The sequence below is a fragment of the Agrobacterium sp. ICMP 6402 genome (assembly GCF_009498615.1).
Classification (GTDB): domain Bacteria; phylum Pseudomonadota; class Alphaproteobacteria; order Rhizobiales; family Rhizobiaceae; genus Agrobacterium; species Agrobacterium burrii.
In genome coordinates this window covers 70,097-83,343 of the sequence record NZ_QSNV01000006.1, presented here as the reverse complement: position 1 = coordinate 83,343, position 13,247 = coordinate 70,097, and the positions used below count along the sequence as shown (strand labels likewise).

Below are 13,247 nucleotides of genomic sequence, written 5' to 3'. Positions count from 1 at the left end.
GGTGTGGTCTAGCCCAAGTCCTTTCGGAAACGAAAGCTCTGTCCATGCCCCGCGCATGAGTCCCACGACGAACAACGACGCTGTCAAGGCGTCCAATTGTTCGTCCGTGTGGTTGTCAAAACGACGAGCCGCTCCGGTCGAACGACCAAAGGAGCATTTCATGTCAAATACCCCTCATATTTACGATGTCGTGATTGCCGGCGCCGGTCCCGTTGGGCTGTTTCTCGCCTGTGAGTTGCGGCTGGCAAAGCTCTCGGTGCTGGTCCTTGAGCAGGCCAGCGACCCTTCCTCGCCGCTCAAAAAACTTCCCTTCGGCATGCGCGGTCTTTCCGCACCCACCGTCGAAAGTTTCCATCGCCGGGGTCTGCTGGAGGACATAGCCGAAAATCAGCCGAAGAAAGAACCGCCAGACGGCAGCCATGGACTGACCGCGCACTGGATGCACCAGCAGCGCCGGCCAGGCGGCCATTTCGCCGGTATCCAGTTCTTCCACGACAATATCGATGCGTCGAAGTGGACCTATCGCCTACCGGATTCGACGCCGGTTACCTTGGCCTCCAGCATGGAAGAGATCGAAGCCATTCTGGAGAGACGCGCAACCGCCATGGGGGCCGAAATCAGGCGGGGCGCCGGCGTTGATGGTTTCGAACAGTCGGATGAGGTCGTGACCATTCGCGCCGGTGGCCAGATATTTCACGCACGGTGGCTCGTTGGCTGCGATGGTGGCCGCAGCACGGTGCGCAAGGCGGGCGGTTTCGATTTCGTCGGCACAGCTCCTGAATTTACCGGCTATTCCGTTGAGATCGAAATGGCGTATCCTGAAAAACTCGCTCCGGGCCGCCACTACACGTCGACCGGCATGTATACCTATCAAAAGCCCGGAACCATCGCGATGGTCGATTTCGACGGCGGCCGGTTTCACCGAACCCAGCCGATGACAACGGAGCATGTGCAGACTGTCCTGCGGCATGTCTCCGGCACCGACGTCACGGTTACTGGCCTCAGACTTGCAACGACATGGACGGATCGCGCCTATCAGGCCACGACCTATCGCAACGGCCGGATATTGCTGGCAGGCGATGCCGCGCATATCCACTCCCCGCTTGGCGGGCAGGGACTAAATCTCGGGCTTGGCGATGCGATCAATCTTGGCTGGAAACTTGCAGCGACGATCCGTGGCGATGCGCCGGACGGATTGCTGGACACCTATACCAGCGAGCGGCACCCGGTGGGTGCACAGGTCCTCGACTGGTCGCGCGCCCAGGTCGCTCTCATGCGCCCAAGCCGGAGCACGAGGGCGCTGGAGGCCATCATCCGCGACCTCATCGAGACCCGCGATGGTGCGACATATTTCGCCGAGCGCGTATGGGGTGTTTCCCTTCGTTATGAGCTTGGCGACCAACACCCACTTTTCGGCCGCAGCGTTCCGGATTTCGTACTGACCGATGGAAGGAAGACCGGCGAACTTCTGAGAGAGGGAAAAGCTCTGCTGTTGGACTTTGGCGCGAATGCATCGCTCGAAGCGTTGACTGGCCGCTGGAACGGGCGGGTTTCCTATGTCGCAGGCAACGCCATGGATGAGCTCGGATTGAGCGCCTTGCTGATACGTCCCGATGGCATCGTCGCCTGGGCCACGGAGTCCATTCCTGACAGGGAGAAACTTATAGAAGCCGCTGACAGATGGTTCGGCGCGGCTTAAAGTACAGCTGAAGCGGGAAATCAGCTTATGTCAGGTTGAAAAATTCGCACTACCTTCTTGAAAGCACCAATGAAGTGCTTTATCTATTTCGCATGAGCACGAAACTTTTGTCCAACGTCGTTCTGGCACTCAATCTTTCGAAGGAAGACCGGTCTTCCCTCGAAGAAACGCTGCTTGCCTATCGGCGTGCGATGGCGATCCTCGATCAGACCGAAGGCGCCAACCTCGTAGCGCTGCATGCGGCCGCCTACGAGGAAATCAGGGTCAAGACAGGTCTTCCCTCCCGCATGGTGACGCTGGCTTTGCGCGACCACAGCCAGCGTGATCCGCAGGAACCGGTGCGCGACATCCCGCTCGACAGCAAGCTGTTTTCGGTGAAGGGGCCGGACAGCCTCAGCATCGCCACCCTCTCGGGCCGCGTCGTCGTGCCCTATACCGTTCGTGGCTATCACGACGGCTGGAATGACTTTTCAGAAGCGCGTCTCGTTTTTGAAGGCGAAACCATCAGCATCCATGCCGGCATAAAAACCGGCTTCCAACCGAACAGGGAGGCTTCGATGAACAATGAAGGTATTCTCGGGCGGCTCGGGCGTGTCATCGCCGGTGTCATGAACAACGCCGTCGATGCGGCGGAGGCATCCAATCCGGTTGCCGTCGCGCAGCAGGCGGTGCGGGAAATTGCAAAGATCGCCGAGGAAGCCCGCTCCGCCCTCGGCGTGGCGGTTGCCGCAGGCCATCGTCTAAAGGCCAAAGCCGCCGATCTCGATGAGGAAATTCAGGACCTCGACGACAAGATCAGGATCGGGCTGGAGAACGGTCGCGAGGATCTGGCCCGAGCCGCAACCGGGTTGCAGATCGATCTGGAAGCGCAGCGTGAAGCGCTGAACAAGGCGATCCTTGAGAATGCCGCCGAAATTGCCGAAGCGGAAACAACCTTGCGCAGCATCGCTTCCGCAAAAGCGGATGCGCAAAAGCGGCTCGAAGACGCCAAGCGCGCCGAACGCGCCACACCGGCGGCGGTCGATGCAACCCCGTCGCAGCGCAATGATCGGCGCCTGGCCGAAGCGCTCGAAGCCATCGAAAGGGTGACCGGCACCCCCGCCAAGCCAAATACCGGAGCAGCGGAGGTGGAAGAACTTGGTCGCATGCAGCGCCAGAGCGCCATCGAAGCACGGCTCAAGGCTTTCCGTGAGGGACAACGCTGATGGAGGGCATTGTCCAGCCAGGCACAGCGCCCTTCTGGATCGCCCTCTTGACGGTCGCCGGCCTTGGCATCGTTGAACTCGTCTCGGTCCTGCTCGGCGTGTCGGCCTCGGGACTGCTGGACGACAGTTTCAGCCACCATGCGCCGGGCGATGCCGAAGCTGGATTACTTGGCAGCTGGATGTCCTGGCTCAATGCCGGCGGCGTGCCGCTTCTGGTTCTCGCGGTCATTCTGCTTTCGGCCTTTTCCGTCACCGGTTTCTTCATTCAGGGGCTGGCTTCCGCAACACTTCTCGGGCCATTGCCGCTTTCCGTGGCCGTGACCGGCGCCATTGCCGCCGCCATTCCGGCCACGCGGTCGCTTAGCCGTGCGGTTGCGAAGATCATTCCGCGCGATGAAACCAACGCGCTCGAGCAGGCCGACTTTCTGGGGCTTGTCGGCACGGTCACCATCGGGCCTCTCGATCAGGGCAAGCCCGGCACCGTGCGGGTCAAGGACCGGCATGACAATATTCACTTCCTGCGCGCACAGGCCGCATCCGGTCACACGATCGATACGGGTGCGCAGGTGCTGATCGTCGATGGGGCGGATGGCCTTTTCCAGGCCATCCCCGCACCGCCGGATCTGGAAAATTAATAATAGCGGGCACAACAGGGGTTAACTCACCATGGACTTCTTTTCTTTGAGCCTGATTGCCGGGGTCATCGTCACAGCAATCGTCGTCATCGGCATCATCATGGCATCGCTTTATACGCGTTCTACACGCGATAAAGCCTATGTCAGAACCGGCCTTGGCGGCAAAAAAGTCGTTCTCGACGGCGGCGCGATCATTCTGCCGATCTTCCATTCCTATTCCTGGGTCTCGCTCAGCACATTGCGGCTGGAGGTGAAGAGGTCCGAATTTGAATCGTTGATCACCAAGGATCGCATGCGCGCCGATATCACCGCCGAATTTTACGTGCGCGTGAAGCCGGACGCCGAAAATATCGCACTCGCTGCCCAGACACTCGGCGACCGGACAAATGATGCCGATGCGCTGAAATCCCTGGTCGAAGCGAAATTTGTCGACGGTCTGCGCTCGGTTGCCGCAACCATGTCGCTGCGCGACCTGCAGGAACAGCGCGCCGAATTCGTCAAATCCGTGCAGGCGGCCGTCGCGCATGACCTGCAATCCAACGGTCTGGAACTGGAATCGGTTTCGCTGACGCGGCTCGACCAGACCGACATCAAGCATTTCAACCCCAACAACACCTTCGATGCCGAAGGCCTGACGGCACTGACGCGGATCACCGAGGAGCGCAAACGCGAGCGCAACCAGATCGTCCGCGACAACGAAGTCGAGATCGCCACCAAGGACCGCGAGGCAGTCCTGCGACGCCTGACGATCGAACGCGAACAGCGCGATGCGGAACTGACGCAGGAACGCGATATCGCCAACAAGACTGCGGAAACCCGGGCAGAGGCGGCACGCGCCGAACAGGCGGCACGCCTGAACGAGGAGACCGCCAAGCTCGATACCGAACGCGGCATTGCCGAGCGGGATGCGGAAGCCCGTCAAGCGCGCGAGACCGCCCGCATCGAGGCCGAGCGCGGCATTGCCGAGCGCGAGGCGGAAGCCCGCAAGATCACCGAAACCGCCCGGATCGAAGCGGCAATCGCCGTTGCCCAGAAGGTGGAGCAGGAACAGGCTGCACGTGCCAAGGCGGATGAAGCCAAGGCAGCGGCCATTACCGCCGAAGAGCAGGTGGCAACCGCCCGCGAAGTGGAAATCGCCGAACGCGCCAAACGCATCGCCGTGATCGACGCCCGCAAGGCTGCCGAACAGGAAGCGACGGCGATCACCGTGAAGGCGGAAGCGGAGCGCGAAGCTGCGGAGAACCTCGCCGCCGCCGCCAAGATCGGTGCCGACGCCGAGGCGCAGGCCGCAAAAATCCGCGCCGAAGGCATCATCGCGCTTGGCGATGCGGAGGCGCAGGCGGAGCGGGCGAAGAACGATGCACGCAACGCACTTTCCGGCGACATCATCGAATTCGAACTTGCCCGCGCAAGGATCGCCATCATCCCCGAGGCGCTGGCCGAAGCGATGAAACCCATCGAGAAGATTTCCGACATCCGCATCTTCAGCGCCGGCAATCTGGCCGGTGCGCTCGGCGGCGGCAGCGACGGCCAAAGCGGCAATGGCCTGGGCGATCTTTCAAGCCAGCTGCTGAGCTTTACTGCGCAGAAGCCAGTTCTAGACGAAATCCTTGCACAGGCAGGCTTCAAGGGGGCGGACCCGACACAGGCCCTTCTCGCAGCTTCGATCACGAATGGCACGGGCCGGCCAACGTCGGAAAAACAGCCACGTAAGGAGACGTAAGGAGACGTAAGGAGGCCCCGGCACTCCTTCCGGCCGGCACTCCAGGCAACGACATCAAGCGCGGTCAATCTGACGATGGCCGCGCTCTTTCTGTTCTAGAGACACTCTCCGCGAGCCTGCCATGCGCATCGAAAGGGATGCGCATTAATCTTCCGGTGTTCGCTATTAATTAGCCGGCATTCAATTCACCCCGAGCAGTTTTCCGTGCCTGCAGTCCGACGATGAGTGCAGTACTCAATCCCACCAGCGGCACAGTCACCTGCCACATCACTCAATCACCTCACCTCGCATCAGAAACTTCGCAAGCGCGACGGTCGAAACGAAGCCGAGAATTGCGAGTATCAGAATGAAAGGAAGATAAAGGGCGTTTCCGGTTTTGATCGCCAGCACCAGCGCCTGCAATATTCCAATATTGTAGATCGTATCGATCGCCATGACACGATCCTGTGCCCTCGGCCCCTTGATCAGGCGATATGCGGCGAATGCCATGGCAAGCAGAAGCATCCCCTGGGCAAGGGTGGTGGACCAGTAAATAATATCTGCGATCAACATCAACGGCACCGTTCAACAGGGTCGTGCCGAAGAAAAATACCGGTCTGTTCAGGGCAATTATGAGAGATCATGGCCTTGCTCCACGTGTTCTTTAGACACGGGGCCGTCCCCATTTGATCCGGATGGCGCAGGTCGTCCTGCACGACTGCGTGCTATCACCAATGGCGCTTATCATCAAGGCGGCGGCCCGACTGCGCCATTGCTTTCAGGAGCCCTGCCATGCTATCGCTGACATCAACAGCTTGACAGAGCTTCGTTCGGGACGACCCGAATGCGACAGATTGCCGGGGACGACCCCAGATAGAGGTCGCCTGCAATGTCTGACAAAACTCCATCCTTTCTCCGCACTCCCTGGCCGAAATTCGTCGTGGCCTGGCTGGTCGTCGCCGTTTTCCATCTGTCCGGCCAGTCATGGCTTTCGCCTGATATGACGCCAGCCATTGCCATCTCGTGCTTTCTCGTACTCTTCGCCACAATCCTGATGGCGGCTTTCGGGGTCGTGAAAGAGGCCGATGAACTGGCCCATCAACTGGGTGAACCCTACGGAACGCTCATTCTCACGCTGTCGATCGTTGCAATCGAAGTGATCCTGATTGCGGCGGTGATGCTGGGGCCGAATGAGGCGCCGACAATCGGAAGAGATTCCATATTCGCAGTGATGATGATCATCCTCAACCTCGTGACAGGTATCTGCCTTCTGGCGGGCGCAATGCGTTATGGCGAGCAGGAATATAATGCGCCCGGCGCTGTTTCTTTCATTGCAATGACGGTCGTTCTGGCCGGCGTCGCGCTTCTTGTGCCGAACACGCTCCCCGCAGGCAATGGCACGTTTACCGCTCTCCAGGCCATCGTCATCTCCCTCGTGACCGTGATTGTCTACGGCAGTTTCCTCGCCCTCCAGATGGGCCGCTACCGCAGCCACTTCATGCAGCCCGCACCGGGCCGGATGTCGATCAGGCTGACAGAACCTCTCACGCGTCAGGCTCCAGACCATCCGACGGACGGTCATGCCAACAAAAAGAACATCGTTCATTCGATGTTTCTGATCGGATTGATGCTGCCGATCGTGCTGCTCGCACACGACCTCGCCATCGTTATCGATTACGGCGTTGCGCAGGCTGGCGCTCCGGTGGCCGTTGGCGGCGTTCTTATTGCGATCATCGTCTTTACGCCCGAATCGATCACGGCCGTGAAGGCCGCGTTGAACAACGAGACACAACGGGCAATCAATCTGTGCCTCGGTGCGTTTGTTTCAACTGTCGGGCTCACGGTCCCGGCGGTCCTGACGGTCGGCCTCGTCACCGGCAAAACGGTGATCTTCGGAATTTCGCCCACCGAAACCATCCTGTTTGCCCTGACGGTTGCGCTGACAACCCTGACCTATCTGGGCAGGCGAACCTCCGCGGCGCAGGGACTGTTGCATCTGATGCTGTTCGTCATCTTTGGTCTCCTGTTGTTTACGGCCTGAGACCACGGCATCGCGGGACGGCCCGCGCGCTTCAAACCAAACGGGGACGGGCCCCATGATCGCGAGATTCATGATGTGGAACGCGCCGCGGATGCTCTATCGGGACATTTCTGAAACGGTCGCACAAAGTGCAAATCAACGCTCGCCAGGCTGGGTGACGCGGATTTCAGCGGCCTTGATATTCGTTGTCGTCGCCAACCATATGGTCCGGTTTTCCCGCGCCGATGCGTTTGCCCGAAAACGATTGCCACCTGTCACCGATTTGGCTAAAAAGCCCTCGCGCGGGACGACCCGTGCCTCGAAACGTTCCGGGGACGGCCCTGACTCTCAATCTTGGGATCAGAATGGCCGATATACCGAACACCCTCCCTATTTCTAACTTTCCATCACACGCACGGTCTTCCTGCGTCCGGCACAGCCGTGACTTCGAACACCGGCGCATCCCCGTCATTGTCGCAATTTACTGAAGGACCTGTCATGGCCGGCCCCATCGATCAATTCGAAGTCAAACCTCTCGTTGAAATTACAGTCGGGGATATCGACCTCAGCTTCACCAATGCTTCGGCATACATGTTTCTCACCGTCACACTGGCGAGTTCATTCCTGCTTCTGGCAACCGGCAAAGCCCGTCTCGTGCCCGGCCGCTGGCAATCGAGCGCGGAGATGCTTTACCAGTTCGTCGCCAAGACCCTGCGTGACAATGCCGGCGAACAGGGGATGCGGTTCTTCCCCTTCGTGTTCTCGCTTTTCATGTTCATCCTGTTCGCGAACATGATCGGTATGTTTCCTTATGCCTTTACAGTAACGAGCCAGATCATCGTCACCTTCGGCCTCGCCATGATGGTGTTCGGCACCGTCACGCTCTATGGCCTGTTCAAACACGGCATTGGTTTTTTCGGCCTGTTCAAACCCGCAGGAATCCCGGCAATCCTGGCTCCCATCATCGTGCCGATTGAAATCATCTCCTATATTTCGCGCCCCGTCAGCCATTCCGTCCGCCTGTTTGCGGTCATGCTTGCGGGCCATATCACCCTGAAGGTCTTTGCAGGGTTTGTCGTCTCCCTCGCCAGCGTCAATGCGCTGGGGGTAATCGGCGCCATCGCGCCGCTCTTCATGACGGTCGCGATCACGGCTCTCGAATTCCTGATGGCCGGCATTCAGGCCTATGTATTCACTATGCTCACCTGCATGTATCTTAACGACGCACTGCATCCGGGACACTGAAACATCAGCGGCGTGCCGAACGTCCTTGTCCGCAAAAGGCCCGCAAAAGGGACGTCAGGCGCGCTGACGTTCCCCGGAAGGCCGGTGTCTGCGTTCAAGGATCAAACGCAGAAGCCCGCCGGCACGCAAAATGGCGATTTCCCCGCTTCTGTCGGAAGATCGATGATGCCGTAGCTGATGCCATTTACCTCACCGATCCAGGAGCGCCTCGACGGCAGGAATGTCGCACCGATACTCAGTACGGCGGCTGATCCGGACGGAGCAAACACCGTGCCGGCCGAGCAAGCCTCATCACCCCGACATGCGGCAGCCCAATTTCATATGGCTGTCGCCTATGCCGCCAAGAATGCCCATCGCGCCTCCTACGAGCGGCTTCTCAATCAGGGCCAGCATATGCTACGTCTCCAGTTCGAATATCTGGAACGAACCGGCGACGGCAATCTTTTGACGGACGAGCATGAACCGATGCTGAAAGCAATCCGGGCGAAGAATGTCGAGCTGGCCGATGAACTGGTCCATGCCCACACCCGGCAGTTTCAGGACAATTTCATCGCCTTCCTGTGTGAAAACTACACGACCGACATATCCTTCGGTCCGTCTGCAGCCGCGGAGTCATCATGTCCCTTTCTCAGAAAATTGGTTTTATCGGAACCGGAGCGATCACCGACGCGATGGTGCGGGGCTTGCTCCTGAAGCCTGCGGCCGTGCCGCATGTCATGGTGTCAGCGCGCAACGCGGACATCTCGACCGGGCTCGCTGCCGATTTTCGGCAGGTGATTGTTTCTGACGATAATCAGGCTATCGTCGACGGTTGCAATACCGTCGTGCTGGCAATTCGGCCGCAGATCGCCGAAGACGTCATCCGCCCGCTGCGATTCCGGAATGGGCAGAAGGTCATCAGCGTCGTTGCCGCAACCAGCCGCGAAGTGCTTTTCGACTGGATCGGCGCGGATGTCAGCCTAACGCAGGCGATTCCCCTGCCTTTCGTCGCACGGCGCAGGGGTGTCACGGCCATCTATCCGCCGGATGCCAATACATCGGAAATTTTTAACAGTCTTGGCAATGCGGTCGAATGCGAGACAAAGGCGGAATACGATCTTCTCGCCGCCGCTAGCGCCCTGATGGCCACCTATTTCGGCATCATGCAGCATACGACCGAATGGCTGGCCGAAAACGGCCTGCCGGACGAAAAGGGCCGCGCCTATCTCGCCCCGCTCTTCGCCGGTCTTTCCGAAGTGGCACAGCTTGCCGACAAGGACACCAGCTTCCTTGATCTCAGCGGTGAATTTGCCACCAAAGGCGGGCTAAACGAGCAGGTTTTGCAGGATTTTGACCGTAATGGCGGCTCCAGTGCGCTGAAGGGAGCGTTGAGCCGTGTCTTTGAGCGGATCACAAAATAGCCCGCGGCGGTGCATGACAAGGCCCGCGATAAACAGACCAACTGCCCGCGCAGATGGCGATGCTGGATTAGTGCCGATACTTATGGCAGATGCCCGATCCCGGCGCTCGTCTTACGCAGCAACTTCTCCACCATCGCAAGCAGAGAATTGAGTGGCCGGTCGTCACGGTAAAAGGGAACGTCTGCGCGAACACGCCGGTAGAGGGCGTGGGTGCCGGGCGCCATAACGGCATCTCCCGGCTGCATGTCATAGGCCTGCGTCGCACACATGATCTCAATCGAGAGAATGGTTTCCAGATTGGCGATGATGGAAAGCGCCTTGTCCGCCGCCGGCGTGGCGTGAGTGAGAATATCCTCCTGCAAGGCGGAGGTAATGCCGCCATCCAGACTGGCGGGCGCAGCCAGCCGCCGGTTTTCCGCCACCAGCGCCGCCGCCGTATATTGAATGATCATGAAACCGGAACAGACACCGCTGCCTTCCGCCAGAAAGGCGGGCAGGCCGCTGACCAGCGGATTGACCAGACGGTCGATCCGGCGCTCCGCAATACTTGCCAGTTCTGCAGCGGCGACGGCCAGACCATCCATCGCAAGCCCCAATGCCGCGCCAACCGCATGGGCCTGCGAATGCACCTGCGGCATATCAGGCGAACCGGTAACCACCGGATTGTCCGTAACACTTGCCAGTTCGCGATTCACCACTTCGCCGATCTGAGCGACGCTGTCGCGAATGGCGCCGTGGATTTGCGGCACGGCGCGAAGACTGAGCGGATCCTGCGTGCGCGACCCAGCCGAGCGAGCCAAGAGGGGGCTATGCGCCAGCAGATGGCGGAGATTGTTTCCAACGGTCTGAAGCCCCGGGGATGTGCGCAGAGCAAGCGGCACCGCCGAGAAAGGATCGGGCTGCGCGCCCAGATTTTCATAACTCATTGCTGCGGCCGCATCCGCCCAATCCAGCAGATTTTCCATATGCGACAGCGCCAGACAGGCAAGTCCGGTGGCGCAGGGCGTTCCGTTGACGAGGCTCAGCCCTTCCTTGGCCAGAGGCACAAGCGGAGAGAGACCGACCGCCCCCAGCGCCTGCCCGCCGGAAAGCTTTTCACCATCACGCACCGCCTCGCCTTCGCCGATCAATACCAACCCGATTGCCGCGGCATGGGTGAGATACCCGACCGAACCGCGTGAGGGAATGACGGGCAAAACATCCGCATTCAAAAGGGCCAGCAGCGCCTCGACGGTTTCCACGCGGATGCCGGAAAAACCATGGGCGAAATTGACGATCTGCGCGGCCATGATGGCACGTGTCTGCTCCCGCCCCAGCGGTTCTCCGACCCCGCAGGAATGGCTGAGCAGGATGTTTCGCGACAGGGCCTGTTGCCGATCCCTGTCCACGATCACATCGCACAGGGCACCGACACCGGTATTGATGCCGTAGCCACGCACGCCTTTCGACACCAGCGCCTCGACAATATCACGCGCCGCAGCGATACGCTTCCACGCGGCATCGGCAAGCTGCAGTCGTGCACCTTTTGCCACCATGGCGACATCCCGCCACGAGATGCCCTGATCGATGACAACGCTCTCAATCATGGTGGGCGACCGCCGCACCCGTGCGACGCTGCACGAAACGGGCGACATAGTCATTGGCGGGGCGATTGAGAATATCGTCCGGCGTTCCGACCTGCACCAGTTTCCCGTCCTTCAGAATCGCGATCTGCGCACCGATACGCAGCGCCTCATCAAGATCATGCGTGATGAAGACGATGGTTTTCGAGAGGTTCTTCTCCAGTTGCAGAAGCTGATCCTGCATATCGGCGCGGATCAGCGGATCGAGAGCCGAAAATGCCTCATCCATCAGAATAACGTCGGTATCGGCAGCGAGAGCCCGCGCAAGGCCGACACGCTGCTTCATGCCGCCGGAAAGCTGATGGGGCATCTTGTTTTCATAGCCGGCAAGCCCGACGGTCTCGATCCATTGCATGCCGATCGGGTTTGCTTCCGCCTTTGAGAGGCCGCGTACACGCTGGCCATAAACGACATTCTGCATAACCGTGCGGTGTGGCATCAGGCCGAAATTCTGGAACACCATGCTGACACGGCGATTGCGGAAGTCGCGCAGGTCCTTGGCGCTCAGATCAAGCACATTGCTGCCGCCAACCAGGATTTCACCGCTCGTCGGTTCGATCAGACGGTTGATATGGCGCACAAGCGTCGATTTTCCGGAACCCGACAATCCCATGATGACGAAGATGCGGCTGCCGGCAATATCGAGGCTGACATCATCGAGGCCGACGCTGCAACCGGTCTTGGCCAATATTTCAGCCTTGTCGGCACCGTCCTTCGTCATGGCGAGCGCGGCTTTCCAGTTACCGCCGAAAATTTTGGAAACGTTACGGATTGCGATATCAGTCATCGCCGCGCTCCTTCCGGCTGGATTGGCCGAAGCCCTGCGTAATACGGTCGAGGACGATGGCGAGAATGACGATGCCGAGACCCGCTTCGAGACCCTTTCCGACATCCAGTGTCTGAATCCCGTTCAGGACCTGTTCGCCCAGACCACGCGCGCCGATCATCGAAGCGACCACCACCATGGAAAGAGCCATCATGATCGTCTGGTTCAGACCGGCCATGATTGTGGGTGTGGCCAGCGGCAGTTCGACCCCGAACAGGATCTGCGACGGGCTGCTGCCGAAAGCGGTTGCCGCCTCCACCACTTCGCGATCCACCTGGCGGATGCCGAGATCGGTCAGGCGGATCAGCGGTGGTACGGCATAGATGATGGTCGCGAGCACTGCCGGGACCTTGCCAAGACCGAAAAGCATGATTGCCGGGATCAGATAAACGAAACTCGGCATCGTCTGCATGACGTCAAGGACAGGCAGCGTGATACGCCGCATGATCTGGCTCTTGGCGAGCCAGATACCGACCGGGACACCGATGATGATGGAAATCAGGCTGGCGATGAGCATCAGCGCCAGCGTCTGCATCGTCAGGTCCCAAAGGCCGAGGGCGCCGACGACCAGCAGCATGACCCCGACCATGAGGACAAGCGAAATCTTGCGCGCCGCAAACCATGCCAGCACCAGAAAGGCAAGCAGGACCAGCCACCATGGCAGGCCGCGCAATATCCATTCCATGAACAGGATAACCTGCAGAATGGTCTGCGAAATAGCCTTGAAGACGAAGCCGTAGTTGACCACAAGCGACTGGACGAAGTCGTTGATCGGGCCACGAATGGAAATATGAAAAGTCTCAGGAAACATCGGGTGGCGTCCTCGCACTTTGCCGTCTTCCGTCCCCGACGGTCACGGCTCTGACGGGAAAAGAAAAAGCCGCATGCCAATC

Annotated in this window: 12 protein-coding genes and 1 pseudogene; 9 read left to right on the top strand and 4 right to left on the bottom strand. The window is 59.6% G+C overall.

The features are described 5' to 3' along the window. Positions 1 to 160: 160 nt before the first annotated feature. The 4 genes from DXT96_RS17045 to DXT96_RS17030 all read left to right on the top strand — a co-directional run bounded on the left by DXT96_RS17045 (position 161) and on the right by DXT96_RS17030 (position 5,262). Positions 161 to 1,699 (top strand): FAD-dependent monooxygenase, encoded by a 1,539-nt coding sequence (locus DXT96_RS17045; protein ID WP_153515666.1) that lies wholly within the window; start codon positions 161 to 163, stop codon positions 1,697 to 1,699. Between the two features lie 92 nt (positions 1,700 to 1,791). Next, positions 1,792 to 2,904, top strand: coding sequence for a PspA/IM30 family protein (locus DXT96_RS17040; RefSeq protein WP_149901297.1), 1,113 nt, complete (start codon positions 1,792 to 1,794; stop codon positions 2,902 to 2,904). Next, complete coding sequence (locus tag DXT96_RS17035; RefSeq protein ID WP_153515665.1) at positions 2,904 to 3,539, top strand: OB-fold-containig protein; 636 nt, start codon at positions 2,904 to 2,906, stop codon at positions 3,537 to 3,539. The genes DXT96_RS17040 and DXT96_RS17035 overlap by 1 nt, the downstream gene beginning before the upstream one ends. 31 nt (positions 3,540 to 3,570) lie before the next feature. Next, positions 3,571 to 5,262: a flotillin family protein gene (locus DXT96_RS17030; protein WP_149901299.1), complete on the top strand. Its 1,692-nt coding sequence runs from the start codon at positions 3,571 to 3,573 to the stop codon at positions 5,260 to 5,262. A 267-nt stretch (positions 5,263 to 5,529) separates the two neighbouring features. On the opposite strand, the gene DXT96_RS17025 is transcribed toward DXT96_RS17030, so the two are convergent. Next, entirely contained in the window at positions 5,530 to 5,814 is a 285-nt protein-coding gene (locus DXT96_RS17025; protein ID WP_149901300.1) for a K+/H+ antiporter subunit F, read from the bottom strand. 316 nt (positions 5,815 to 6,130) lie between these two features. Here DXT96_RS17025 and DXT96_RS17020 point away from each other — a divergent pair, with 316 nt between their 5' ends. From DXT96_RS17020 to DXT96_RS17000, 5 genes and pseudogenes are all read left to right on the top strand, one after another. Further along, entirely contained in the window at positions 6,131 to 7,282 is a 1,152-nt protein-coding gene (locus tag DXT96_RS17020) for a calcium:proton antiporter (RefSeq protein ID WP_153515664.1), read from the top strand. Between the two features lie 55 nt (positions 7,283 to 7,337). After that, the gene (locus DXT96_RS17015) at positions 7,338 to 7,661 is read left to right on the top strand and encodes a hypothetical protein (RefSeq protein WP_153515663.1); all 324 of its coding nucleotides are present in this window, start codon (positions 7,338 to 7,340) and stop codon (positions 7,659 to 7,661) included. Between the two features lie 98 nt (positions 7,662 to 7,759). Further along, complete coding sequence (locus DXT96_RS17010) at positions 7,760 to 8,506, top strand: F0F1 ATP synthase subunit A (protein ID WP_149901302.1); 747 nt, start codon at positions 7,760 to 7,762, stop codon at positions 8,504 to 8,506. 303 nt (positions 8,507 to 8,809) lie between these two features. Next, positions 8,810 to 9,118: pseudogene (locus DXT96_RS17005) on the top strand (FCD domain-containing protein); the annotation flags it as partial. Positions 9,119 to 9,123: 5 nt separating this feature from the next. Then, positions 9,124 to 9,906, top strand: coding sequence for a pyrroline-5-carboxylate reductase (locus DXT96_RS17000; RefSeq protein WP_153515661.1), 783 nt, complete (start codon positions 9,124 to 9,126; stop codon positions 9,904 to 9,906). Between the two features lie 80 nt (positions 9,907 to 9,986). Here the strand turns inward: DXT96_RS17000 and hutH are convergent, their stop codons facing one another. Genes hutH through DXT96_RS16985 form a run of 3 tightly spaced genes read right to left on the bottom strand, consistent with a single transcriptional unit; the run spans position 9,987 to position 13,165 of the window. Next, positions 9,987 to 11,492: a histidine ammonia-lyase gene (gene hutH, locus DXT96_RS16995; RefSeq protein WP_153515660.1), complete on the bottom strand. Its 1,506-nt coding sequence runs from the start codon at positions 11,490 to 11,492 to the stop codon at positions 9,987 to 9,989. Next, positions 11,485 to 12,315 carry a glycine betaine/L-proline ABC transporter ATP-binding protein gene (locus DXT96_RS16990; RefSeq protein WP_153515659.1) on the bottom strand — a complete coding sequence of 277 codons (831 nt, stop codon included), beginning with the start codon at positions 12,313 to 12,315 and terminating at the stop codon, positions 11,485 to 11,487. Before DXT96_RS16990 ends, hutH begins: the two co-directional genes overlap by 8 nt. Then, complete coding sequence (locus DXT96_RS16985; RefSeq protein ID WP_153515658.1) at positions 12,308 to 13,165, bottom strand: proline/glycine betaine ABC transporter permease; 858 nt, start codon at positions 13,163 to 13,165, stop codon at positions 12,308 to 12,310. Before DXT96_RS16985 ends, DXT96_RS16990 begins: the two co-directional genes overlap by 8 nt. Positions 13,166 to 13,247 lie beyond the last annotated feature (82 nt).